The organism is Vannielia sp. ABF1_015 (genome assembly GCF_056160745.1).
Genome location: NZ_JBSWXT010000001.1, coordinates 1,658,939 through 1,680,248, shown reverse-complemented (window position 1 = coordinate 1,680,248; position 21,310 = coordinate 1,658,939). Strand labels below are relative to the sequence as shown.

Below are 21,310 nucleotides of genomic sequence, written 5' to 3'. Positions count from 1 at the left end.
GCCCGTCTTAGGCCCGCTCGAACCCGCGTTCGATTTCCCAATCCGTCACCGCCCGGTCAAACTCTTCCTGTTCCCACTCGGCGGCGCGGTAGTAGTGGTCCACCACGTCATCCCCAAAGGCAGCACGCAGCATGGCCGAGCCCTTCAGGGTTTCCATCGCCTCGCGCAGCGTGCGGGGCACCTCCTGCGCGCCATCATCGGCATAGACATCGCCGTTCACCGGGTCGGCCAGCTCCAGCTTCTCTTCGATCCCCGCGATCCCGGCAGCCAGCAGGGCGGCCTGCGCGAGGTAGGGGTTCATGTCGCTGCCCCCGATCCGGCATTCCATCCGCACCCCCTTGGTGCCCTCGCCGCACAGGCGGAAACCGGCGGTGCGGTTATCGACCGACCAGACGGTCTTGGTCGGCGCAAAGGTGCCCGGCGCGAAGCGTTTGTAGCTGTTCACGTAGGGCGCGAGGAAAACCATGATATCAGGCGCGTATTTCAGCAGCCCGGCGCTGAACTGGCGGCCAAGCTCGCTGAGCCCGTGGGGCGCATCCGCATCATAAAACGAGGCCTCACCGTCCTTCCAAAGCGACATGTGCACGTGGCTCGCAGAGCCGACCATTCCGGCCTTCCACTTCGGCAGGAAGGTGGCCGAAACGCCGTTGGCCCAGGCAATCTCCTTGGTCGCATGTTTCGCAATCGTGTGGTTGTCAGCGCAATCCATCGCGCCCGCGTAGCGGATGTTCAGCTCCTGCTGGCCCAGCTCCGCCTCGCCCTTCGTGTTCTCCACCGGCACGCCCGCGCCCACGAGGTGGTTGCGCAGGGGTCGCATGATGCTCTCTTCCTTGGTGGTCTGGAAGAGGTTGTAATCTTCGTTGTGCCCGTTGAAGGGCACCAGTGCGCGATACCCCTCCTTCTGGTTGGTCCGGTAATCCTTCTCGAAGAGGAAGAACTCCAGCTCCGTTGCCATCGCCGCCGAAAAGCCCATCTCGGCCAGCTTTGCCGCCTGCGCGGCCAGCATGGCGCGGGGGTAATGCGGCACCGGGGCGTGGTGGTGATGGTCGAGAATATCGCAGATCACCATCGCCGTGCCTTCGAGCCACGGCACATGGCGCAGGGTGGCCAGGTCGGGGCGCATCACGTAGTCGCCATAGCCCGCCTCCCAGCTGGTGGCCTTGTAGCCATCGGGCGTGCTCATCACGAGGTCGGTGGCGAGCAGGTAGTTGCAGCAATGAGTCTCTTCGACCGAGTGGTCGAGAAAGTTGCTCACATGGAAGCGCTTGCCCATCAGCCGCCCCTGCATGTCGACCAGCGCCACTAGCACGGTGTCGATCTCGCCGGTCGCGGCCATTTCTTTCAGGGTCTCAAGGGTCAGGTTGCCGGGCATTTTTCTATCCTTTCACGGGTCAGGGCGGCCCGCGACGGGGCCACCCTGTTGCTCTCTTCAAACCAGATCAGCCGTTGGTGTAGGGCGGGCCAGCCTGATTGATGACGGAGTTGTATTCCTTGAAGATGCCAACGATCTTCTGCTGGATCTCGCCTTCCTCGGCAATCTCTTCCCAGAATGCCTTGGCGGCATTTTCCACCTCCGCCCATTCCTCGGCCGGCACGGTGCGCAGCTCCAGCTTGTCGCCGGTGGCACGCAGCTTGGCCTCGCCGCCCCAGTACCACTGGTTGCGGTAGGTGTGGCCCGCTTCGACGCCCGCCATCACGAGGGTCTTAAGGTGCTCGGGCAGCTCGGCCCAGCGCTCTTGGTTCACGAAGTAGGAGCCGATCCACGCACCCGAGATGTTGTTGGTCAGGAAGTAGTCGGTCACATTGGCCCAGCCCACGGTGTAATCTTCCGTGATCCCCGACCATGCCATGCCGTCCAGCTCGCCGGTCTGCACCGCAACTTCCGCATCCTCGTAAGGAATGTTCATCGGCACCACGCCGAACTGCGACAGGAACCGCCCGGCGGTTGGGAAGGTGTAAAGCTTCAGCCCGTCAAGATCGGCAACCGATTTGATCTCTTTCTTGGTGTTGAAGTTGCACGGATCCTGCCCGGCAGCCCCAAGCCACTTCACACCAACCTTGGCGTATTCCTCTTCCCAGATCTCCTTGAGGCCGTACTGGTTGAACAGCACCGGCACGTCGAGGATGTGCTTGGTCGCAAAGGGGAAGTAGCCGCCAAACTGGCGTAGCGGCGTGGGCGATGCCATCGAGTCATCATCCGAGTGCACGGCGTCGATGGTGCCGCGCTGAAGCGCCTGAAACAGTTCGCCCGTGGGCACGATCTGGTCGGCGTAGAACAGCTCGATCTCCAGCTCGCCATTGGCCGCGTTGTTGATGTAATCGACCATCGGCTTGGTCACATGCTCACCCAGCGCAGCACCCGCATAGGTCTGCCAGCGCCACTTGATCGCGGTCTGCGCCTTCACGATGGCCGGGGTAGCCAGCGCGGCGGGGGCGGCAATGGCGGCCCCCTTGAGGAAGGTTCTTCTCGTCGTCATTGTCTCTCTCCTTGTTGCATCAGGCCCGATCTCCGCCGGGTTCCGGGTTTCGGGTTGGGCTGCCAGCCACGCGGCTCCGCCCTCTCGATATTCATCGCCACCAGCCGCAGTTGTGCAGCTTCTTGTTCTGGCGCGCCGCCCTCGGCATCTTGTTGCAGGTGATCGGCTCGTCCACGATCGACACCTCGACCCGCAGCAGCCGCACCCCCTCGCCCAGGACGGTATGCAGATCCTCGGGGTCCACGTATTCCGGATGCCCGGTAAAGTCGCTGCCCGGCGGGTACCAGGCGAAGGCCGGCATGTTCTCCATGCGCACCTCGCGCGGGGCAAAGAGGTGGCTGGAGCGGTAGTCCAGCTTGAGGTGGAACCAGGCGTTGGCCTTCATCTTCGGCGGTCGCAGATGGTCCAGCGCCGCCTCGATCTCCTCCCAGTAGGCCTCGCTGCCCACATGAAAGGGCCGGGCCGTCGAGCGCAGGAAGGTATACGGACGCGGCATCACCAGGTATCCACGCGGCCCCAGATCGAAGAAGACGCCCTCGCCTCTCGAGACGTGACGCGTCTCGTGGGTGATGGCGAAGCAGTTCCAGCGCGGACAGTGCTTCCGGGTCAGCCGCGCCACCGCGCTCGCCGAAACCGGGCCCTCCGGCGTTTCCAGAAACACCTCCGTCTTCTGCACCCAGGTCCAGGAGGGCAGATTTTCGCACCCGCCCAGCAGCAGGACCGACACCAACAGGAAAAACCGCACCAGACTCACCTCTCATAGACCAGCTCCGGCAGCCACAGCGCGATCTCCGGAAAGGCCATCACCAGCGCCAGCGCCACGGCCATCACGCCGACGAAGGGCACGATGGAGCGGTAGATGTCTTTCAACCCGATCTCCGGCGGCGCCATCGCCCGCATCAGGAACAGGTTATAACCGAAAGGCGGAGTCATATAGGCGATCTGGCAGGTGATGGTGTAGAGCACGCCGTACCAGATGAGGTTGAAGCCGAGTTCGCCCACCAGCGGCACGTAAAGCGGCGCAACGATCACCAGCATCGCCGTGTCATCAAGAAAAGTGCCCATCACGAGAAAGCTCAGCTGCATCAGGATCAGGATCACCCAGGGGTTCAGCCCCAGCTGCTCGGTGAAGAGGCTCTCAATCGCCTTCACCGCGCCCAGCCCGTCGAACACCGCGCCAAAAGCAAGCGCCGCAAGGATGATCCACATAAACATGCAGGTGATGCCCAGCGTCTGGCGCAGGCAGGTTTCAAACACCGGCCAGCTCATCCGCCGCTTCAGCACCGCCGCCAGCAGGGCCGCCAGCGCACCAATCGCCGAGCTTTCCACCAGCGATGTGTAGCCGGTGACAAAAGGCACCATCATCACCGCGAAGATCACCACCGGCAAAATCCCCGCCGTCAGCAGCCGCAGCTTTTCGGCCATCGGCACCGCGTCGCGCTCTTCCTTCGGCAGCACCGGGCCCAGCGCCGGGTTCGCCTTGCAGCGAATGTAGATGTAGATAATGAACAGCGCCGCCATCATCAGCCCCGGCACCACGCCCGCCAGCCAGAGCTGGCCCACCGGTTGCCGCGCGATCATCGAGTAAAGCACCAGCACCACCGAGGGCGGCACCAATATTCCAAGCGACGACCCGGCCTGAATGACCCCCGTCACCATGATCTTGTCGTAGTTCCGTTTCAGCAGCTCCGGCAGGGCGATGGTGGCGCCAATCGCCATGCCCGCCACGCTGAGACCGTTCATCGCCGAAATCAGTACCATCAGCCCGATGGTGCCAATCGCCAAGCCGCCCGAGATGCCGCCGAACCAGACGTGGAACATCTTGTAGAGGTCATCGGCAATCTTGGACTCGCTCATCACGTAGCCCATGAAGATAAACATCGGCAGCGTCAGCAGCGGATACCAGCGCATCAGCTTGATTGCGGCGGCAAAGCCAAGGTCATAGCCGCCCCTGTCACCCCAAAGCAGCACGGCGGCGACCACGGCCACAAAGCCGATGGCCCCAAACACCCGCTGCCCGGTGAAGAGCATGACCATCATGGTCGAAAACATCAGGATGGCGATCAACTCATAGGGCATCGCCGGGCTCCTGCTGGCTGTCATGGCGCTTGGGCTCGCCCGTGCGCAGGAAAAGGATGTCTTTCGCCAGTTCCGAGAGCGATTGCAGGATCATCAGCCCGATCCCGATGCACATCACCACCTTGATCGGCCAGATATAGGGCCGCCAGACCGACGAACTGCGCTCGCCGCCATATTGGAAGGCATACATCGTGCTCTCCACCCCGCCCCACATCAGGATGCCGAGATAGGTCAGCAAAAACAGCACGGTAACAGCATCAAACGCCGCCTTCCGGCGCGGGCTGAAATCGCCGTAAAACAGGTCCATCCGAACGTTGGAGCCCATCTGCATCGCGTAGGGCCCGCCGAGGATGTAGTAGCCCACCATCACAAACTGGGCCATCTCCAGCGTCCAGAGCGAGGGGGCCCCGGCAAACTTGGTCCATGTGGACCAGAGCAACACGCCCATCAGCGCGAAGATGCCCCACATCATGATCCGGCCAAGCCCGTAGTTGAAGCGGTCCACCACCGCAACGAAGCCGCGCAATGCCCTCATTCCGCCGCCTGCCGATCTTCCGCCACGGCGGCAATCGCGGCGGCAAGCGCGGGCATCAGATGCACCGCCATGTCGCGGGCGCGGGCCTCGGTGTCGATCAGATCATTGCGGATTTCGATCATCAGCGAGGGCAGCCCCCGCGCCTCGCCATGCTTGCGCAGCGTGTAGGTCACGCCATCAGAGGCGGCATAGGGCTCGTTCAGGGCCGCGCGATAGCTGCCCTTGGCCTGCTCCACCTCCAGCGCCGCCTCGGCCATGCGAGAATCCTCGTGATAGAGGAAGCCCAGCTCCACCTCGCGCCGATTGCCGCGATACACCGGGGTGAAGCTGTGGATCGTCACCAAAGCATCCCTCTGCCGGCTGTCCAGCACCTCGGCCAGCCGGTCATGAAACGGATCATGCAACGCCCGATGCCGCAACGCCCGCTCCTGCGGGCTGAGGCCGGAATTGCCCGGAATGTCATAGATTTCGCTCTGCACCGGAATAGCATCATCGGCTTCCAGCGGGCGGTTCAGATCGTACACCAACCTCGACGCACAGGCCGAAACCAAGGGCGAGTCGAGCAGCGCGGCCAGCGCCCGAGACACATCCAGCGCGCCAATATCCCAAGCCGCATGGCTTGCGGCGGCCTCCGGGCTCAGGCCAAGGTCGCCCCAGGGCTGCGGAAAATCGCGGCTGGCATGTTCGCACACCAGCACCACCGGCCCGCGCCCCTCGGCGCGTGTCACCTCTACCGGCTCCCACTCTTCGGCCACTGTCGTCCCCCGTGTCAGATTTCGTAATCATCACTACAGGAATTTGTAGCATGTCAAGATTTTTCCTGTAGCATTCCCTACATTCGCCCCCCAGATGTACCGAAAGGAACAACCCCTGCACCCGAAGCCGCTGATCCGTGACCTGCTGAAGGAAAAACAGGCAGAGCTGACCGCCGCTGAGCGCAAGCTCTCTGCGGTGCTGCTCGATGATTCCCTCGTCGCGGGGCTTCAGTCGATCACCCGGCTGGCCGAGGCGGCGGAGGTGTCCACCCCCACCATCATTCGCCTCGCCCGCAAACTCGGGTTCGATGGCTTCCCAGACCTGCAAGACGCCATCCGCGAAGAAATCGCCGCCCGGATGAAGCGCCCGCTGGCCAAGCTCGAAGTCGGCCCCCGCCCGGGCGATCACATCATCGCCCGCTTCACCGAGGCCGTGGCCGCCAACATCAACCGCACCCTCGACCGGCTCGACCTTGCCACCTTCGATGCCGTCGCCGCCCTGCTCTCCGACCCGGCCCGCCGCCTGCACCTGCTCGGCGGGCGGATCACCCGCTCCAACGCGCATTATTTCTTCAACCACCTGCAAATCATCCGCCCAGGCGTGACCCTGCTCGACAGTTCGCCCTCCGTCTGGCCGCAGGCCCTGCTCGATATGGGCCCCGAGGCGGTGCTGGTGGTCTTCGATATCCGCCGCTACGAGCGCGAGCTGGAAAAGCTGGCCGGCTTGGCGGTGGAAGCGGGCGCCGAAGTGGTGCTCTTCACCGACGCATGGGGCTCGCCAATCGAGCGTCACGCGGCCCATGTTTTTCGCGCGATGGTCGAGGTGCCCTCCGCATGGGATTCCACCCTCGCCATCAACCTGCTCATCGAAGCGCTGGTGGCAGAGGTGCAAACCCGCGCCGCCCGCTCTTCCGCCGAGCGGATTTCGACCCTCGAAGGCATGATCGGCGCCAGCAAGATCTTCCGGGGCTGACGCGGGCCGCTCATCCGCCCTTCGAGACGTCTTCGCAGCAGCGCCCGGCCAAGGCGAAGAAAGCGCCGAGGGCCTTGATGAGCCGACCCTGCCCGCGGTCGCAAACCAGCCCCCGCCTGTCGCCCTCTGACCTTGCGCCTCGCCCTTTGCCGAGCCACCCTCCACCTATGGCAACCGATCCCCTCCTCCAGCCCTTCCAGCTCAAGCACTTGACGCTGAAAAACCGGCTGATGATCACCGCCCACGAACCCGCCTACACCGAGGACGGCCTGCCAAAAGACCGGTACCGCGCCTACCACCGCGCCCGCGCCAAGGGCGGCGTCGCCCTCACCATGACGGCAGGCTCCGCCGTCGTTTCGCCCGACAGCCCGCCAGCCTTCGGCAACATCCTCGCCTACCGCGACGACTGCGTGCCGTGGTTGCGTAAACTGGCCGACGACTGCCACGCCGAGGGCTGCGCCGTGATGATTCAACTCACCCACCTTGGCCGCCGCACCCGCTGGGACCGGGGCGATTGGCTCCCCGCCCTCTCCCCCTCTCACGCCCGCGAACCGGCCCACCGACACTACCCCAAGCAGCTCGAAGACTGGGACATTGCCCGCATCATCACCGACTACGCCGATGCCGCCGAGCGGATGCAGGCCGCCGGTCTCGATGGCATCGAGCTCGAAAGCTACGGCCACCTGATGGATGCTTTCTGGTCGCCCGACCTCAACAACCTCACTGGCTCCTACGGCCCGCAGGATTACGACAGCCGCCTGCGCTTCACGATGGACGTGCTCAATGCCATCCGCGCCCGCACCGGGCCCGGCTTCATCGTCGGCATCCGCTACGCCGCCGACGAGGCCCGCCCCGGTGGCATCACACCGCAAGACGGCATCGAGATCACCAAGCGCCTCAAGGCCAGCGGACTGGTCGACTTTTTCAACATCATCCGTGGCCACATCCACACCGACGCCGCCCTAACCACGGTGATCCCCGTGCAGGGCCAGCCCTCCGCCCCGCATCTCGGCTTTGCTGGCGAAATCCGTGCGCAGGCGCAAATCCCCACCTTCCACGCCGCGAAAATTCAAGATGTTGCCACTGCCCGCCACGCCGTCGCCAGCGGCAAGCTCGATATGGTCGGCATGACCCGCGCCCACCTCGCAGACCCCGACATCGTCGCCAAGATCCAAGCGGGAGAAGAGAGCCGCATCCGCCCCTGCGTCGGCGCAAACTACTGCCTCGATCGCATCTACATGGGCGGCGCCGCGCTTTGCCTGCATAACCCGGCCACCGGGCGCGAGCTGGAGCAGCCCCACCACGTCACCCCCACCGAAACGCCGCTCACCATCACCATCGTCGGCGCAGGCCCCGCCGGGCTGGAGGCCGCCCGCGTCTGCGCTGAACGCGGCCACGCCGTCACCCTGCACGAGGCCGCGCCCCACCCCGGCGGCCAGATCCGCCTCACCGCCCGCTCCCCCCGCCGCGCCGAGATGATGCAGGTGATCGACTGGCGCGTGGCCGAATGCGAGCGGCTCGGCGTCACCTTCCACTTCAACAGCTACATTGAGCCCGAAGACCTCACCGCCGCCACACCCGATGTCGCCATCATCGCCACCGGCGGCCTCGCGGCAGAGGATTACCTGCCCGCGCACAACGACTTGGCCGTCACCCCGTGGGATATCCTCTCCGGCGATGCCTCCCCGGGCCGCCGCGTGCTGGTCTACGATGAGGCCGGCGACTACGCCGCGCTGCAAGCCGCTGAGCTGCTGGCCGCCTCCGGCGCCGAGGTCGAGGTGATGACCCGCGACCGCAGCTTTGCCCCCGAGGTCATGGGCATGTCCCTCACCCCAGCCATGCAATCCCTCCAGCGCCTTGGCGTGCAAACCACCGTCATGTGGCGGCTCGACGGGCTGGCCCGCTCCGGCAACGCCCTCATTGCAACCATCGGCTCAGACTACGGCGGCGCGGCCACCCGGCATGTCGATCAGGTCGTCATCTCCAACGGAACCCGCCCGCTCGATGATCTCTACTTCGCCCTCAAGCCCCTGAGCCGCAACCTCGGCGCGGTGGACTATACCGCCCTGCGCAACGGCACACCGCAAACGCTCGCGCCCAACCCCAAGGGCAGCTTCCGCCTGTTTCGCATCGGCGATGCCGTCGCCTCGCGCAACACCCACGCCGCGATCTACGACGCGCTGCGCCTCTGCAAAGCGCTCTGACGCCGTAGGGTGGGCAATCTGCCCACCATCCCTACTCCGAAACCGAAGCCAGCAGCGCCGCGTTGCCCCCCGCCGCCGTGGTATCCACGCACAAATGCCGCTCGTGCATCACATGCCCCACGTCCGGCGCGCCGGTCACCAGCTGCACCACCGGCCCGTCGCGTTCAGCGAGCTTCACCGCGATTTCCCGCGCCTCATCCTCGCCGCCCCAGAACAGCAACGCCGACAGTGCGTCGCGCGCCAGCGCCTCAGCCACCGTCGCCACCACGGCGTGCCCGCCCAGCGCTTCAACGGCCTCCACCTGCGCGCGCGTGTCCGGCCCGCAGCACACGACGCCATCGCGCGGCACCATCCGCAGCCGGTTCGCCTCGCCCGTGGGCCCGGGCATCTCGATCATCTCTGCTGGCCGCTCCACAGCGCCGCCCTTGCGGAACCGCTGCAAATAATGCGGCCCGCCCGCCTTTGGCCCGGTCCCCGACAAGCCCTCGCCGCCAAACGGCTGGCTGCCCACGATCGCGCCAATCTGGTTGCGGTTCACATAGACATTGCCCGCCTCCACCGCGTCCGACACCACCTGCACCCGCGTATCAATCCGCGTATGCAGCCCAAAGGTCAGCCCATAGCCCTGCGCGTTGATATCCTGCACCACCTTCCGGATCTGCCCGGCCTTGAACCGCGCCACATGCAGCACCGGCCCAAACACCTCACGCCCGCCAAGGTCGGCAATCCCGCCCACCTCAATCAGCGCGGGCCCCACAAAATTGCCCTCCGGCGCATCGAGCTGCTTCACCAGCCGCCCCTCGGCCTTCGCCGCCTCCACATAGGCGCGGATCTCTTCCGCCGCCTCGGCATCAATCACCGGCCCCACATCGGTGTGCAGCATCCCCGGGTCGCCCACCGCCAGCGCGTCCATCGCACCGGTCAGCATCTCGATGAAGCTATCCGCCACGTCCTCTTGCACATAAAGGCAGCGCAGCGCCGAGCAGCGTTGCCCGGCAGATTGGAAGGCCGAGGCCACCACATCGCGCACCGCCTGCTGCGGCAGCGCCGTGCTGTCGACGATCATCGCGTTCAGCCCGCCGGTTTCGGCAATCAGCGGCGTGCCCGGTGCCATGCCCTTGGCCATCGCCCGCGCAATCGCCTTGGCCGTGGCGGTGGAGCCGGTGAAGGCCACGCCGCTCACCCGGGCATCGGAGGTGATCACCGCGCCCACCACGGCCCCGTCACCGGGCACCAGCTGAAGCACCTCCGCAGGCACCCCCGCCTCGTGCAGCAAGGCCACCGCCGCCGCCGCAATCCGGGGCGTCTGCTCGGCGGGCTTGGCCAGAACTCCGTTGCCCGAGGCCAGCGCCGCCGCCACCTGCCCGGTGAAAATCGCCAGCGGAAAGTTCCACGGGCTGATGCAGGCAAAAACGCCGCGCGCCTCGGCCTCCACCGCCTCGCCCGCATAGTACCGCAGAAAGTCCACCGCCTCGCGCAGCTCGCCCACCGCATCCGGCAGCGTCTTGCCCGCCTCTTCGATGAGCACCGCAAAAAGCGCCCCGTAATCCCGCTCATACAGGTCCGCCGCACGGCGCAGCACCTCGGCCCGCTCGGCAACCGGCACATCCCACGCCCGCGCCGCGCCCAGCGCCGCCTCAACCTCCTCGGCGCGCGCATCCGCCACCGGCCCAAACGGCTCCGCCTCCGCAACCGCCTCGCCGATGCGCTCCAACGCGCCCACATCGCTCAAATCAAACCCGCGCGAATTCACCCGCCCCGGAAACACCTCCGGCCCCGTCGCAATCTTCGCCGGGCCGTTCCATGCCTCAAACGGGCAGCCTGCCACGTCTTCAGGCGGCACGCTCTCATCCACGATCTGGTTCACGAAAGACGAGTTCGCGCCGTTCTCCAGCAACCGCCGCACGAGATAGGCCAGCAAGTCCTTATGGGTGCCCACGGGCGCATAAATCCGGCAGCGCGTGCCATGGTCCGCCAGCACCAGATCATGCAGCCGCTCACCCATCCCATGCAGCCGCTGAAACTCAAAGGCGCTGCGCGGCAAGCCCTCGGCCATATGCAGCACGGCGGCCACCGTATGGGCGTTATGGGTGGCGAACTGCGGATAGATCCGGTCGGTCATCCCCAGCAACTTGCGGGCGCAGGCTATGTAGCTGATGTCGGTCGCAGGTTTGGCGGTGAACACCGGAAAGTCCTCTAACCCCTCCACCTGCGCATGCTTGATCTCGCTGTCCCAATAGGCACCCTTCACCAGCCGCACCGTGATCCGGCGGCCAAGCTGCTCCGCGAGCCCATGAAGCCAGTCCAACACCGCACCCGCACGGCGGCCATAGGCCTGCACCACCACGCCAAAGCCATCCCAGCCCGCCAGCGCCTCATCGGCCAGCACCGCCCCGATCACCTTAAGCGAAAGAACCAGCCGGTCGGCCTCTTCGGCGTCGATGGCAAAGCCCATGCCCGCCTTTGCCGCCTGCCGCGCCAGCCGGGTCACAACCGGCACCAATTCCTCCATCACCTGCGCCTGCTTGGCCACCTCGTAGCGCGGATGCAGCGCCGAGAGCTTCACCGAAATGCCCGGGTTCTCAGCCATCGCGCCCTTGCAGTTCGTGGCAATCGCCGCAATCGCGTCGCCGTAGGCCTTGGCATAGCCCTCGGCATCGGCCCGAGTCATCGCGGCCTCACCCAGCATGTCGTAGCTGTAGGTGTAGCCCTTCGCCTCCATCCCGCTGGCCCGCTTCATCGCCGCGCCAATGCTCTCGCCCAGCACAAACTGGCGGCCCATCTCGCGCATCGCGCGGCCCACCGCGGCGCGGATCACCGGCTCGCCCAGCCGCTTCACCGCCCCGCGCAGCCGGGTGGCGATACCGGGGCGCTCATCCAGCACCTTGCCGGTGAGGAACAGGCCCCATGTCGAGGCATTGACCAGCGGCGAAGCGCTCTTGCCGATGTGTCGTCCCCAATCGGAGGGGGCGATCTTGTCTTCGATCAGATCGTCGATGGTTTCCGAATCCGGCACCCGCAGCAGCGCCTCGGCCAAGCACATCAGCGCCACGCCCTCATCGGTCGACAGGCCATATTCAGCGAGGAACACCTCCATCAGCCCGGGCCGGGCATCGCTGCGGATGCGCCGCACCAGATCGGCACCGCTGGCCGAAATCTCCGCCCGCGCCGTGCCGTCCAGCGCCGCCGCCTCCACAAGCCGGGCCACCAGATCCGGTTCCGGCTGGTGCTTGAGGTCATCAATCTGCCGCAGCGCGGCACCTGTGGCGGGGGTGAAGGATAGGGTGCTCATAGGGCGATTATCATTCCTTTTCCGCAGACGATGTGTCTAAATTTGGCCGATACACCCGCCAAATGGATCAAAAACATGCAGAAGATCGGACCAAACGCAGCGCTCGACCTCGACACGCTGGACGAATCTATCATCCGCGAGCTGGCCGGCGATGCCCGCCTCTCGATGACAGAACTCGCCCGCCGCGTCGGCCTGTCCAAAACCCCGGTGCTCGCCCGCGTGCGACGGCTGGAAGAGGCCGGGCTGATCACCGGCTACCACGCTACCCTGAGCTGGCCCAAACTTGGCCTCGGCTGCGTCACCTTCGTGCAGGTCAGTCTCACCGACACCCGCGAAAAAGCGCTCAAGGCCTTCAACGCCGCCGTCGCCCGGCTGACCGAGGTGGAAGAATGCCACATGATCGCCTCGGGCTTCGACTACCTGCTGAAGGTGCGCACGCAGGACGTGGCCAGCTACCGCGAAGTCATGGGCGAAAAGCTCTCCGAACTGCCCCACGTCGCCTCCACCTCCTCCTTCGTCGCCCTTGAAGTGGTGAAAGACGGGTAGCTCTTCGGACCCCTCCGGGGCCGCTCATCGCATGGGCGAAGACGCCTCGAATGGCGGATGAGCCCCCTCGACACCGCGCACCAGTGCCCTAGGCTCTGCTCGAAACGAACACCGGAGGATCCCCATGGCCGCACAGCCCCCCACCTGCGACTTCGGCGCAAAAGCGCCCGACTTTTTCCTGCCCGGCACCGATGGCAAAACCTGGAGCCTGGCCGATGTGGCCGGCGAAAAGGGCACCGTGCTGATCTTTATCTGCAACCACTGCCCCTATGTGAAGGGCATCATCGAGCGGCTGGTGATGGATGCGCAAACCCTGCAAACCGCAGGCATTGGCGTGGCCGCGATCTGCGCAAATGACGCCACCAGCCACCCCGCCGACAGTTTCGAGAAAATGGCCGAATTCGCCAAGGCTCATGCCTTCCCCTTCCCCTACCTGCACGACGAAAGCCAAGAGGTCGCCCGGGCCTATGGTGCCGTCTGCACGCCCGATTTCTTCGGCTACAATTCCAACGGCGAACTGCAATACCGCGGCCGCCTCGACGCCTTCGGCAAAAAAGCGGCCCCCGCCGACGCCCCGCGCGAGCTGGTCGAAGCCATGATGCAGGTGGCCGCCACCGGCAAAGGCCCGGAAGAGCAAGTGCCGTCGATGGGCTGTTCGATCAAGTGGAAGGCCGCGTGAACTCCACCGGATCTCAAGTTTTCCAGATTTAAAATGAACAGGTTGAAAGAAATCTCACACCAGATGAAACTCCCGCGCCGCGCGCGCCGTGTCTTTCCATGCAGGCCGACGGGCAGCGCCGCGCTGGAGAGCGCAGCCTCGGTCTGGTTTACGAGTGTGAAGGGAAGAGGCGTCCGCAGTCGGCAAGGGCTGCGGACGTCTCGCCATCGCGGAACGGTGCTGTTAGGGTCCGCTCCATGGTAACGCCGGAAGATATAGAGGGAATGATTGCGCGGTGCAGTCTGGGAGACCGTTCTGCCTTTTCCGACCTTTATCAGGCCACCAGCTCGAAACTTTTTGGCATCTGCCTCCGTATCCTCAAGGAGCGGTCCGAAGCAGAAGACGCGCTGCAGGAAGTTTACCTGCGGATCTGGCGGAAGGCCGATAGCTACACGGCGGGCGGGCCCTCACCCATGGCCTGGTTGTCGACGGTCACGCGCAACCTCGCCATCGACCGCCTGCGGGCCAAGGCGCCCCCGGCGGACGAGCTTGAGGATGCGCCGCCACTGGTCGCTTCCGGCCCCACGCCCGAGCAATCGGCGGTGGCCGCTGGCGAGGCCGCCCGGATCGGCGCGTGCCTTGGCGAGCTGGAGCCCGAGCGCTCCGCTGCGGTGCGCGGTGCCTATCTTGAGGGCGCCACATATGATGAGTTGGCAAGCCGCTACAGCGTGCCGCTCAACACGATGAGAACATGGCTGCGACGCAGCCTGATAAAACTGAAAGAGTGCCTCGAAAGATGAGCGAGACGGCCACATACGACGAAGATGACATCGCCCTCGCGGGCGAATATGTCTTGCGTCTGCTTGTGGCCGAAGAGGTCGCCGCCTTCGAGGCCCGTCTAGCCGCCGAGCCCGCGCTGCGCGATCTCGTCACCGAGTGGCAGGAGGGCCTCGCCACGCTGGCCGATGAGGTGGCCGAAACGCCCCCCGCCGCACTCTGGCCCCGCATCGAAGCGGCAGCCCACGGCGAGGCCAAACCCCGCCGCGCGGGCATCTCGCCCTGGCGCTGGCTGACCGGCGGCCTCGTGGCGGCCCTCATCGCCGTTGCCCTCTTCTTCGCCGTGCCGCCCGGCCCCGTTGCGCCTCCGACCCATCAGGCGCAAATCTCCGCCGAAGACGGCTCGCTGGTGGTGCAGGCCGCACTCAGCGCCGAGGGCGAGCTGCACCTGATCCGCGAGGCCGGCACCGCCCGCCCGGGCCGTGCGCTGGAGCTATGGCTAATTGCCGAGGGCGCGCCCGCACCGGTCTCGCTCGGCGTGCTGCCAGAGGCCGAAGACGTGCGCATCGAGGTGCCCGAAGCCCTGCGCGCCGCCTTCACCGGCGGCACCCTCGCCATCTCCGACGAACCCCCTGGCGGCTCCCCCACCGGCGCCCCCACGGGCGATGTTCTGGCGGCAGCGCAGGTGCAGGCGCTCTAAGCGAAGCGCGGAAATTTTTTCCTCAAAATCAGCTAGATACCACTTTTTCTCAGCTTCTTTTGAAACCAATCGCAAAGCTGCTCCGTAACTCTCTGCACAACCTCGCCGCAATGGCCGAGGCAAATGACAGATCAGGAGAGACCCAAATGAAATTCGCCAAAACGCTCGCCACCACCGCCGCCGCCGCACTCATCGCCGGTACCGCATGGGCCGCCAACCCGATGGTGGGTGGTGCCGACATGTTCGAAAGCAAGAACATCGTCGAAAACGCCGTGAACTCCGCCGATCACACCACCCTCGTCGCCGCCGTTCAGGCCGCCGGTCTGGTCGAGACCCTCTCCAGCGAAGGCCCCTTCACGGTGTTCGCCCCGACCAACGCCGCTTTCGAGGCCCTGCCCGCCGGCACCGTCGAAACCCTGCTGAAGCCCGAGAACAAGGAAACGCTCCAGAAGGTGCTGACCTGCCACGTTGTGGCCGCCGACGTGATGTCTGCCGCTCTGTCCGAGATGATCATCGCCGACAACGGCTCCCACGAGATCAAAACGGTTGGCGGCTGTGTCTTCGAGGCCAAGCAAATGGGCACCAACATCATCATCGAAGATGAAAACGGCGGTACCGCCAAGGTGACCATCGCCGACGTCAAGCAATCCAACGGCGTGATCCACGTGGTCGACTCGGTGCTCCTGCCCAAAATGTAAGGCACCGCGATCCGCTGCCGGACCTATCGGTTAACGGCGGCGATCAGGCACCTCCCCTTGCCCACCACCTCGGGGAGGTGCCACCAGATTTCAGCGAGAGCGCCCCGCGCCCGCCCCGCCCCGCCCCAACCATCCAAAGGAGACCACCATGAACCGCCGCACATTCCTCTCAGCTGCCACCGCCGCGCTGCCTGTGGCCATGGTGCTCAGCCCCCGGCTCCTTGCCGCCGCCGAAGGCAACTTCGAAGTCACCAGAACCAAGGCCGAATGGAAGGCCATGCTGACCGACACAGAATTCGCCGTCATGCGTGAAGAGGCCACCGAACGCGCCGGCACCAGCCCGCTGAACAACGAAAAGCGCGCGGGCACCTACATCTGCAAAGGCTGCGACCTGCCGCTCTACCCCTCCGAAACAAAGTACGATAGCGGCACCGGCTGGCCCTCCTTCTGGAAGCCATTGGCCAATGCCATCGGCACCAAGGAAGACCGCAAGCTGTTTTCGGTCCGCACCGAATGTCACTGCCGCCGCTGCGGCTCGCATCTGGGCCACATCTTTGATGACGGTCCCGCACCCACCGGCAAGCGCCATTGCCTCAACGGGGTGAGCCTCAAGTTCGTCGCCGCCTGATGCATGCGAAAAGCCTGCACCACAGCCTTTCCCCTAAGGTTCAAGCAGGCCTGCCCGCCCCACGTTATCCCTAGCAGGGGCGGGCATCTTCTTTCTAGCTAAGGTCGTTCTGGCGTGATCGAGGCCAAACACCGTGCCACGGCGCTAAAACCCCCGCAACTCCGCGAAAACCTCCAACGGCTCACGCGCCGTGCGCACCGCATTCGCCGGATGGTCCGGGTCGGCGCGGCCCAGCGCAATGCCGCACACCACCAGCTCCCCCTCCGGCAGCGCCAGCGCCTCATGCGCAACATCGCCATAATGTGCGATGGCACCCAAACCACAGGTGGCCAGCCCCCGCCCCTCCGCCGAGGCCAGCAGCGCCATGATCGCCATGCCAAGGTCCATGAAACAGCCCTTGCCCATCTCCCGGTCGATCGTCACCACAATGCCCACCGGCGCGTCAAAGAAGCGGTAGTTCAGGTCAAACTGCCGCCGCCGCCCCTCAAGGTCGCGCCTTTCGATGCCCAGCGCCTCATAAAGCGCATAGCCTGCCGCCCTCTGCCGCGCCTTCAGGTCGGGCGGCATCTTTTTTGGAAAGTAGGAGTATTCCGCCACCTGCGGCCGCCCCTCGGCAATCGCCTCGGCCAGCTTGCCTGACAGCGCCCGCAGCGGCGCGCCGGTGAGCGCAATGAAGCGCCCGGGTTGCAGGTTGGCACCTGAGGGCGCGCGGCGGGCGTCGGTCAGGATCGCTTCCACCGTGCCGCGCTTCAGCGGGTCGGGCAAGAAGCCCCGCACCGAGCGCCGCTGTGCCAGCGCTTCGCTGACACTCAGCTCCCGGCGGGGCCGCCCCTCCACCGTATCAGCCCCGGCTGGGCAGGGCACCCGGGCGCGCCTTTGCCAGCGCCTGGGTCACAAGCGCGGCCAGCACCGCCTTGATGATGTCACCGGGGATGAAGGGCAGCGCCGCCACCGTCACCGCTTCGCCGAGGCCCGCAGGCTTGGCCACCATGTACCACAGCAGCGCAACCGCATAGAGCGCCACGATCCCGCCCAGCACCGCGCCCGCCCCGGCACCATAGGCCGCAGGCTGGCCACGCATCCGCTCCATCACCAGCCCGGCCACGAAGGCCGCAACCGGGAAGCCCACGAAAAAGCCTGCCCAGGGCGTCATCAGCACGCCAAGCCCGCCGCGCCCGCCCGCCAGAAGCGGCAGGCCAAGCAGCACCAGCAGGCAAAACAGCGCCGCTGCCGCCGCGCCGCGCCATGCGCCAAGCACCGTGCCGCACAGCATGATGCCGAGCGTCTGCGCGGTGATCGGAATGCCCGAGGCCAGCGTCAGCTTGGGGATCAGCCCCAGCACCGCAATCAGCGCCGCAAACAGCGCAATCATCACCACATCGCGTTCCGAAACCCGTTTCATCGTTCAGCCCCTTCACTTAATCCGCCGCGCGCTCTCAGCGCCTCGGCCACCCTATCCGCATCATCCAGCGCCACACCGGCGAGCGGGGCGGCGATCCGCCAGCCCGCGCGGCGTCTTGGCGAGCGCGCCCGATAACTCTCGGCCAGCGCCGCGCCCTTTTCGCTCAAGACCGGGATAAACCGGATCACCAGTGAAATGGCAAGCTCCAGCGGGCGGGTGCGCAGCCCCAGCCAGCGCAACGGCGCCGTCAGCCAATGCAGCACGCCCAGCATGTCCGCCAGCCGCGTCGTCATGGTCACAAGGTTGGCCAGCGCCACCGCGCTCACCAGCCGCAGCACAATCACCGCCCCCTCCTGCAGCGTCCCAGTTGCCAAATGCCACAGGGCGATGAGCACCGCGAAGAGCCAAACCGGGCGGAGCGCAGCGAGGCCCGCCCGCGCAAAGCGCAGGCCCGGCAGGGTGTAAAGTGCAGCGACCCCGGCGAGCGCAGCGAGCTGCCCCGCGAGCGACGCGAGCAAAAACAGCCCCGTCGTCGCCACGCACAGCAGGCCCAGCTTCAGTCCGGCTGGCCAGCGATGGAACACCGTCTCAACCGGCGAGGTCAGTGAGATCATCGCCCATTCCTTCCATCGCCGCCCGAAATCGCGCCAGCACCTCGCCCGCAGGTCCATCGGCTGCCACCGCACCGGCTTCCAGCCAGATCACCCGGTCAAAGCCCTCCAGCGCCGCCGGGTCATGGGAAATCATCACCACCCGCTGCTCCAGCGCATCGAGCCGCCCATGCAGCGCCCGCGTGGTCGGAATGTCGAGCCCCGCGAAGGGCTCATCGAGGATCAGCCACTCCGGCGCCATCGCCAGCACCGAGATGAGGCACAGCAAATGCCGCTGGCCGCCGCTCAGGCTGCCCACCGGCCTGTCCCACCAATGCGCCTTGCCAAAACTCTCGAGGGCAGCCCGCGCGGCAGCCTCGGCCTCCGCCTCACGCCGTCCCTGCTGCGCGAGCCCAAAAGTCACTTCCTCGCCGCAGGTCGGAAAGATGATCTGGTGATCGGGATTCTGAAACAGAATGCCCACCCGCGCCAGCGCCGCCTTGCGGTCGGCAAACAGGTCATCCCCGCCCACCGCAATCCTGCCCGCGCTCGGCGCGATCAACCCGGCCAGCAGCCGCGCCAGCGTGCTCTTGCCCGAGCCATTGCGCCCGACAATCCCGATGCGGCGCTCGCGCAGCTCCAGCGTCAGCGGGCGCAGAATCTCCCGCTCCGCCACGCCATATCCTGCCACATCCAACCGGATCTCGCTCATCACGCACCCCTTCTCATCCGCCCGCCCTAGCCCGAAACGCCCCGCGATTGAAGGGTCTGGAGAGCGGAATTAATCCGAGCAAAACAATCGGAATTGACAAGCCTGAGCAATTCACTCAGATTTAACCCGACTCCCAGCCACCCCACCACAGGGCCAGCCCGGACACGTCGCACAATCGGAGACACCAGCGAACAGGCGGACCTATGAGAAACGCGCACCCAAGTGACCCGTACACCTCCCTCCTCCAAAGCTTCTTCTGCCGCCATTACGGCGCCGGAGAGGCCCGACTTTTTCGTCGGATGATCGGGGAGGCCCGGGCATGAACGCACATGTGAGCACCCCCGCCACCTCCCTGCCCCTGCACGATGCCCGCACACTGACCCACGGCGGCATCCAGGCCATGATCGAGCTCGACGGGCAAACCTACTTCCTGCGCATCACCCGCGCCGGAAAGCTGATCCTGACCAAATGAAGCACGCGGTCCTCCCCAACCCGCGCGGGGCCGCGCCCGTGGGCCGCACCGCAGAGCTGACCCCGCCCGAGCTGGCCGCCGTCACCTACCTGCGCATGGAGATGACCGGCGACAGCGCCGCAGTGGCCGAGGATTTCGCCCTGCTGCTCGGCCCGCAAGACGGCTCTGAGGCTCACGCCGCCTTTGCCCGGCTCGCCGCCGCGCTTGCGGCCCGGCCCCGCGCCTTCCCGCATCACGCGCCCGGATGCCGCTGTTATGGCGGCGACGAAAGCGCCTTTGTCCAGCTGCTCTCAGCAGCGGCGGAGGGCGATGAAGAGGCCGCAACGGGCTTTGCCCTCCACCTCTTCTGCGGTCACCCGCCCCTCGGGCTTCTGGGGGCCGCCGCCCGCGCCGGGCTGGCCTTCTCTCACATGGCCGGGGTGCTCGCCGCTCCCCGCGCAATCCACTGACACCAAACACAAAAGCCAACAGGACAGTAAAAGCCACATGACTTCCAAGCTCAAAGCCACGCTCCTCGCCACGGCCTTCGCCGCGCCCCTCCCGGCGCTCGCCGGACCCGCCGAGGTGCTCGCCACCTACGCCGATATCGCCCAGGCCGGCTATGAAGACAGCCTCGCCACCGCGACCACGCTGCAAGCCGCCATCGACGCGCTGATCGCCGATCCCTCCGATGCCACGCTGCAAGCGGCGAAGGACGCTTGGCTCGCCGCCCGCGTGCCCTACCAGCAAACCGAGGTGTTCCGCTTCGGCAATGCCGTGGTCGACGACTGGGAAGGCAAGGTGAATGCATGGCCGCTGGATGAAGGGCTGATCGACTATGTCGAAAACGGCGGCGCAACCGATGAAAACCCGCTCGGCGGGCTCAACGTGGTGGCCAACCCCACGCTGACCATCTCGGGCGAAGAGATCGACGCCACCGAGATCACCCCGGCGCTTCTGTCCGACACGCTGCACGAGGCCGATGAGGTCGAGGCCAACGTCGCCACCGGCTACCACGCCATCGAATTTCTGCTCTGGGGCCAGGATCTCAACGGCACCGAGCACGGCGCGGGCGAACGCCCCTATACAGACTACGCCACCGGCGACGCCTGCACTGGCGGCAACTGCGAGCGCCGCGCCGCCTACCTCAAGGCCGCGACCGACCTGCTGGTGAGCGACCTCGAAGAGATGGCCGCAGCCTGGGCCGAAGGCGGCGAAGGCCGCGAGGCCGTACTGGCAGATGAAACCGCCGGTCTGACCGCGATCCTCACCGGCATGGGCTCGCTCTCCTACGGCGAGCAGGCCGGCGAGCGGATGAAGCTCGGCGTCATGCTGCACGACCCGGAGGAAGAGCACGACTGTTTCTCCGACAACACCCACAACAGCCACTACTACGACGGCTTGGGCATCCAGAACGTCTACCTCGGTGAATACCAGCGCGTTGACGGCTCCGTTGTCTCCGGCGAGTCCCTCGCCTCCCTCGTCGCAGCGGCCGATCCGGCCCTGAATGCGGAGCTGACAGCAGCCCTCGCCCACACCATGCGCGAACTCGGCCAGATCAAGACCGCCGCCGAAGCGGGCTACTCCTATGACCAGATGCTCGCGGCAGGCAACGCCGAAGGCGAAGCGCTGGTGATGGGCGCAGTCGATGCGCTGGTGGCCCAGACCCGCTCCATCGAGCGGGCCGTCACCGCGCTCGGCCTCGATGGCATCGCCGTCGAAGGCTCCGACAGCCTCGACCAGCCCGACGCCGTGTTCCAGTAACCCCGGCCCGTTTCACTGGGCTGCTGCGCCAAAACCGCCCAAGTGAAACGCTCACAAAACACCCCCGGG

Annotated in this window: 22 protein-coding genes; 11 read left to right on the top strand and 11 right to left on the bottom strand. The window is 65.9% G+C overall.

Annotated elements, in window-relative coordinates; genetic code table 11:
• Window positions 1-7: 7 nt before the first annotated feature.
• The 6 genes from ACXAG6_RS08430 to ACXAG6_RS08405 form a co-directional block, all read right to left on the bottom strand.
• The gene (locus tag ACXAG6_RS08430; RefSeq protein WP_475336971.1) at window positions 8-1,372 is read right to left on the bottom strand and encodes a glutamine synthetase family protein; all 1,365 of its coding nucleotides are present in this window, start codon (window positions 1,370-1,372) and stop codon (window positions 8-10) included.
• A 67-nt stretch (window positions 1,373-1,439) separates the two neighbouring features.
• Entirely contained in the window at window positions 1,440-2,477 is a 1,038-nt protein-coding gene (locus tag ACXAG6_RS08425) for a TRAP transporter substrate-binding protein (protein WP_475336970.1), read from the bottom strand.
• Window positions 2,478-2,568: 91 nt separating this feature from the next.
• The gene (locus ACXAG6_RS08420) at window positions 2,569-3,222 is read right to left on the bottom strand and encodes a hypothetical protein (protein WP_475336969.1); all 654 of its coding nucleotides are present in this window, start codon (window positions 3,220-3,222) and stop codon (window positions 2,569-2,571) included.
• A 5-nt stretch (window positions 3,223-3,227) separates the two neighbouring features.
• The gene (locus tag ACXAG6_RS08415; RefSeq protein WP_475336968.1) at window positions 3,228-4,556 is read right to left on the bottom strand and encodes a TRAP transporter large permease; all 1,329 of its coding nucleotides are present in this window, start codon (window positions 4,554-4,556) and stop codon (window positions 3,228-3,230) included.
• The gene (locus ACXAG6_RS08410) at window positions 4,546-5,091 is read right to left on the bottom strand and encodes a TRAP transporter small permease subunit (RefSeq protein WP_140013474.1); all 546 of its coding nucleotides are present in this window, start codon (window positions 5,089-5,091) and stop codon (window positions 4,546-4,548) included. The genes ACXAG6_RS08415 and ACXAG6_RS08410 overlap by 11 nt, the downstream gene beginning before the upstream one ends.
• A complete protein-coding gene (locus ACXAG6_RS08405) occupies window positions 5,088-5,846 on the bottom strand; it encodes an N-formylglutamate amidohydrolase (RefSeq protein ID WP_475336966.1) in 759 nt (252 codons plus the stop codon). Before ACXAG6_RS08405 ends, ACXAG6_RS08410 begins: the two co-directional genes overlap by 4 nt.
• 94 nt (window positions 5,847-5,940) lie before the next feature.
• On the opposite strand from ACXAG6_RS08405, the gene ACXAG6_RS08400 reads away from it, so the two are divergent.
• Together ACXAG6_RS08400 and ACXAG6_RS08395 are read left to right on the top strand one after the other, a co-directional pair.
• Complete coding sequence (locus tag ACXAG6_RS08400) at window positions 5,941-6,819, top strand: MurR/RpiR family transcriptional regulator (RefSeq protein ID WP_254695439.1); 879 nt, start codon at window positions 5,941-5,943, stop codon at window positions 6,817-6,819.
• 167 nt (window positions 6,820-6,986) lie between these two features.
• Window positions 6,987-9,023 carry an oxidoreductase gene (locus tag ACXAG6_RS08395; protein WP_475336965.1) on the top strand — a complete coding sequence of 679 codons (2,037 nt, stop codon included), beginning with the start codon at window positions 6,987-6,989 and terminating at the stop codon, window positions 9,021-9,023.
• Between the two features lie 31 nt (window positions 9,024-9,054).
• Here ACXAG6_RS08395 and ACXAG6_RS08390 read toward each other — a convergent pair whose 3' ends face one another.
• Complete coding sequence (locus tag ACXAG6_RS08390; protein ID WP_475336963.1) at window positions 9,055-12,315, bottom strand: L-glutamate gamma-semialdehyde dehydrogenase; 3,261 nt, start codon at window positions 12,313-12,315, stop codon at window positions 9,055-9,057.
• Window positions 12,316-12,390: 75 nt separating this feature from the next.
• On the opposite strand from ACXAG6_RS08390, the gene ACXAG6_RS08385 reads away from it, so the two are divergent.
• The 6 genes from ACXAG6_RS08385 to msrB all read left to right on the top strand — a co-directional run bounded on the left by ACXAG6_RS08385 (window position 12,391) and on the right by msrB (window position 16,322).
• Entirely contained in the window at window positions 12,391-12,861 is a 471-nt protein-coding gene (locus tag ACXAG6_RS08385) for an Lrp/AsnC family transcriptional regulator (RefSeq protein WP_475336962.1), read from the top strand.
• Between the two features lie 124 nt (window positions 12,862-12,985).
• Window positions 12,986-13,540 carry a thioredoxin family protein gene (locus ACXAG6_RS08380; protein ID WP_475336960.1) on the top strand — a complete coding sequence of 185 codons (555 nt, stop codon included), beginning with the start codon at window positions 12,986-12,988 and terminating at the stop codon, window positions 13,538-13,540.
• A 236-nt stretch (window positions 13,541-13,776) separates the two neighbouring features.
• Complete coding sequence (locus ACXAG6_RS08375) at window positions 13,777-14,319, top strand: sigma-70 family RNA polymerase sigma factor (RefSeq protein WP_475336959.1); 543 nt, start codon at window positions 13,777-13,779, stop codon at window positions 14,317-14,319.
• The gene (locus ACXAG6_RS08370) at window positions 14,316-14,996 is read left to right on the top strand and encodes an anti-sigma factor (protein WP_475336958.1); all 681 of its coding nucleotides are present in this window, start codon (window positions 14,316-14,318) and stop codon (window positions 14,994-14,996) included. The genes ACXAG6_RS08375 and ACXAG6_RS08370 overlap by 4 nt, the downstream gene beginning before the upstream one ends.
• A 146-nt stretch (window positions 14,997-15,142) precedes the next feature.
• Complete coding sequence (locus tag ACXAG6_RS08365) at window positions 15,143-15,694, top strand: fasciclin domain-containing protein (protein WP_475336957.1); 552 nt, start codon at window positions 15,143-15,145, stop codon at window positions 15,692-15,694.
• A gap of 148 nt (window positions 15,695-15,842) precedes the next feature.
• Window positions 15,843-16,322: a peptide-methionine (R)-S-oxide reductase MsrB gene (msrB, locus tag ACXAG6_RS08360; RefSeq protein ID WP_475336955.1), complete on the top strand. Its 480-nt coding sequence runs from the start codon at window positions 15,843-15,845 to the stop codon at window positions 16,320-16,322.
• Window positions 16,323-16,466: 144 nt separating this feature from the next.
• On the opposite strand, the gene ACXAG6_RS08355 is transcribed toward msrB, so the two are convergent.
• The 4 genes from ACXAG6_RS08355 to ACXAG6_RS08340 are packed head-to-tail and all read right to left on the bottom strand — an operon-like array spanning window position 16,467 to window position 19,026.
• Window positions 16,467-17,186, bottom strand: coding sequence for a nitroreductase (locus ACXAG6_RS08355; protein WP_475336954.1), 720 nt, complete (start codon window positions 17,184-17,186; stop codon window positions 16,467-16,469).
• Complete coding sequence (locus ACXAG6_RS08350; protein ID WP_475336953.1) at window positions 17,164-17,724, bottom strand: biotin transporter BioY; 561 nt, start codon at window positions 17,722-17,724, stop codon at window positions 17,164-17,166. Before ACXAG6_RS08350 ends, ACXAG6_RS08355 begins: the two co-directional genes overlap by 23 nt.
• Window positions 17,721-18,338: an energy-coupling factor transporter transmembrane component T family protein gene (locus tag ACXAG6_RS08345; RefSeq protein WP_475336951.1), complete on the bottom strand. Its 618-nt coding sequence runs from the start codon at window positions 18,336-18,338 to the stop codon at window positions 17,721-17,723. Before ACXAG6_RS08345 ends, ACXAG6_RS08350 begins: the two co-directional genes overlap by 4 nt.
• Window positions 18,313-19,026 (bottom strand): energy-coupling factor ABC transporter ATP-binding protein, encoded by a 714-nt coding sequence (locus ACXAG6_RS08340; RefSeq protein WP_475336950.1) that lies wholly within the window; start codon window positions 19,024-19,026, stop codon window positions 18,313-18,315. The genes ACXAG6_RS08345 and ACXAG6_RS08340 overlap by 26 nt, the downstream gene beginning before the upstream one ends.
• A 319-nt stretch (window positions 19,027-19,345) precedes the next feature.
• Here ACXAG6_RS08340 and hemP point away from each other — a divergent pair, with 319 nt between their 5' ends.
• Genes hemP through ACXAG6_RS08325 form a run of 3 tightly spaced genes read left to right on the top strand, consistent with a single transcriptional unit; the run spans window position 19,346 to window position 21,241 of the window.
• A complete protein-coding gene (gene hemP / locus ACXAG6_RS08335; protein ID WP_140013459.1) occupies window positions 19,346-19,498 on the top strand; it encodes a hemin uptake protein HemP in 153 nt (50 codons plus the stop codon).
• Window positions 19,495-19,947, top strand: a complete 453-nt coding sequence (locus ACXAG6_RS08330) for a hypothetical protein (RefSeq protein ID WP_475336948.1) — start codon at window positions 19,495-19,497, stop codon at window positions 19,945-19,947. The genes hemP and ACXAG6_RS08330 overlap by 4 nt, the downstream gene beginning before the upstream one ends.
• Before the next feature lie 37 nt (window positions 19,948-19,984).
• Entirely contained in the window at window positions 19,985-21,241 is a 1,257-nt protein-coding gene (locus tag ACXAG6_RS08325; RefSeq protein WP_475336947.1) for an imelysin family protein, read from the top strand.
• Window positions 21,242-21,310: the final 69 nt, after the last annotated feature.

Excerpts from the sequence above, each read along its gene's own strand:
- ACXAG6_RS08430 (WP_475336971.1), bottom strand. The coding sequence starts at position 1,372 with ATGCCCGGCAACCTGACCCTTGAGACCCTGAAAGAAATGGCCGCGACC.
- ACXAG6_RS08425 (WP_475336970.1), bottom strand. The coding sequence starts at position 2,477 with ATGACGACGAGAAGAACCTTCCTCAAGGGGGCCGCCATTGCCGCCCCC.
- ACXAG6_RS08415 (WP_475336968.1), bottom strand. The coding sequence starts at position 4,556 with ATGCCCTATGAGTTGATCGCCATCCTGATGTTTTCGACCATGATGGTC.
- ACXAG6_RS08410 (WP_140013474.1), bottom strand. The coding sequence starts at position 5,091 with ATGAGGGCATTGCGCGGCTTCGTTGCGGTGGTGGACCGCTTCAACTAC.
- ACXAG6_RS08400 (WP_254695439.1), top strand. The coding sequence starts at position 5,941 with ATGTACCGAAAGGAACAACCCCTGCACCCGAAGCCGCTGATCCGTGAC.
- ACXAG6_RS08395 (WP_475336965.1), top strand. The coding sequence starts at position 6,987 with ATGGCAACCGATCCCCTCCTCCAGCCCTTCCAGCTCAAGCACTTGACG.
- ACXAG6_RS08390 (WP_475336963.1), bottom strand. The coding sequence starts at position 12,315 with ATGAGCACCCTATCCTTCACCCCCGCCACAGGTGCCGCGCTGCGGCAG.
- ACXAG6_RS08385 (WP_475336962.1), top strand. The coding sequence starts at position 12,391 with ATGCAGAAGATCGGACCAAACGCAGCGCTCGACCTCGACACGCTGGAC.
- ACXAG6_RS08380 (WP_475336960.1), top strand. The coding sequence starts at position 12,986 with ATGGCCGCACAGCCCCCCACCTGCGACTTCGGCGCAAAAGCGCCCGAC.
- ACXAG6_RS08375 (WP_475336959.1), top strand. The coding sequence starts at position 13,777 with ATGGTAACGCCGGAAGATATAGAGGGAATGATTGCGCGGTGCAGTCTG.
- ACXAG6_RS08370 (WP_475336958.1), top strand. The coding sequence starts at position 14,316 with ATGAGCGAGACGGCCACATACGACGAAGATGACATCGCCCTCGCGGGC.
- ACXAG6_RS08365 (WP_475336957.1), top strand. The coding sequence starts at position 15,143 with ATGAAATTCGCCAAAACGCTCGCCACCACCGCCGCCGCCGCACTCATC.
- msrB (WP_475336955.1), top strand. The coding sequence starts at position 15,843 with ATGAACCGCCGCACATTCCTCTCAGCTGCCACCGCCGCGCTGCCTGTG.
- ACXAG6_RS08350 (WP_475336953.1), bottom strand. The coding sequence starts at position 17,724 with ATGAAACGGGTTTCGGAACGCGATGTGGTGATGATTGCGCTGTTTGCG.
- ACXAG6_RS08345 (WP_475336951.1), bottom strand. The coding sequence starts at position 18,338 with ATGATCTCACTGACCTCGCCGGTTGAGACGGTGTTCCATCGCTGGCCA.
- ACXAG6_RS08340 (WP_475336950.1), bottom strand. The coding sequence starts at position 19,026 with ATGAGCGAGATCCGGTTGGATGTGGCAGGATATGGCGTGGCGGAGCGG.
- hemP (WP_140013459.1), top strand. The coding sequence starts at position 19,346 with ATGAACGCACATGTGAGCACCCCCGCCACCTCCCTGCCCCTGCACGAT.
- ACXAG6_RS08330 (WP_475336948.1), top strand. The coding sequence starts at position 19,495 with ATGAAGCACGCGGTCCTCCCCAACCCGCGCGGGGCCGCGCCCGTGGGC.
- ACXAG6_RS08325 (WP_475336947.1), top strand. The coding sequence starts at position 19,985 with ATGACTTCCAAGCTCAAAGCCACGCTCCTCGCCACGGCCTTCGCCGCG.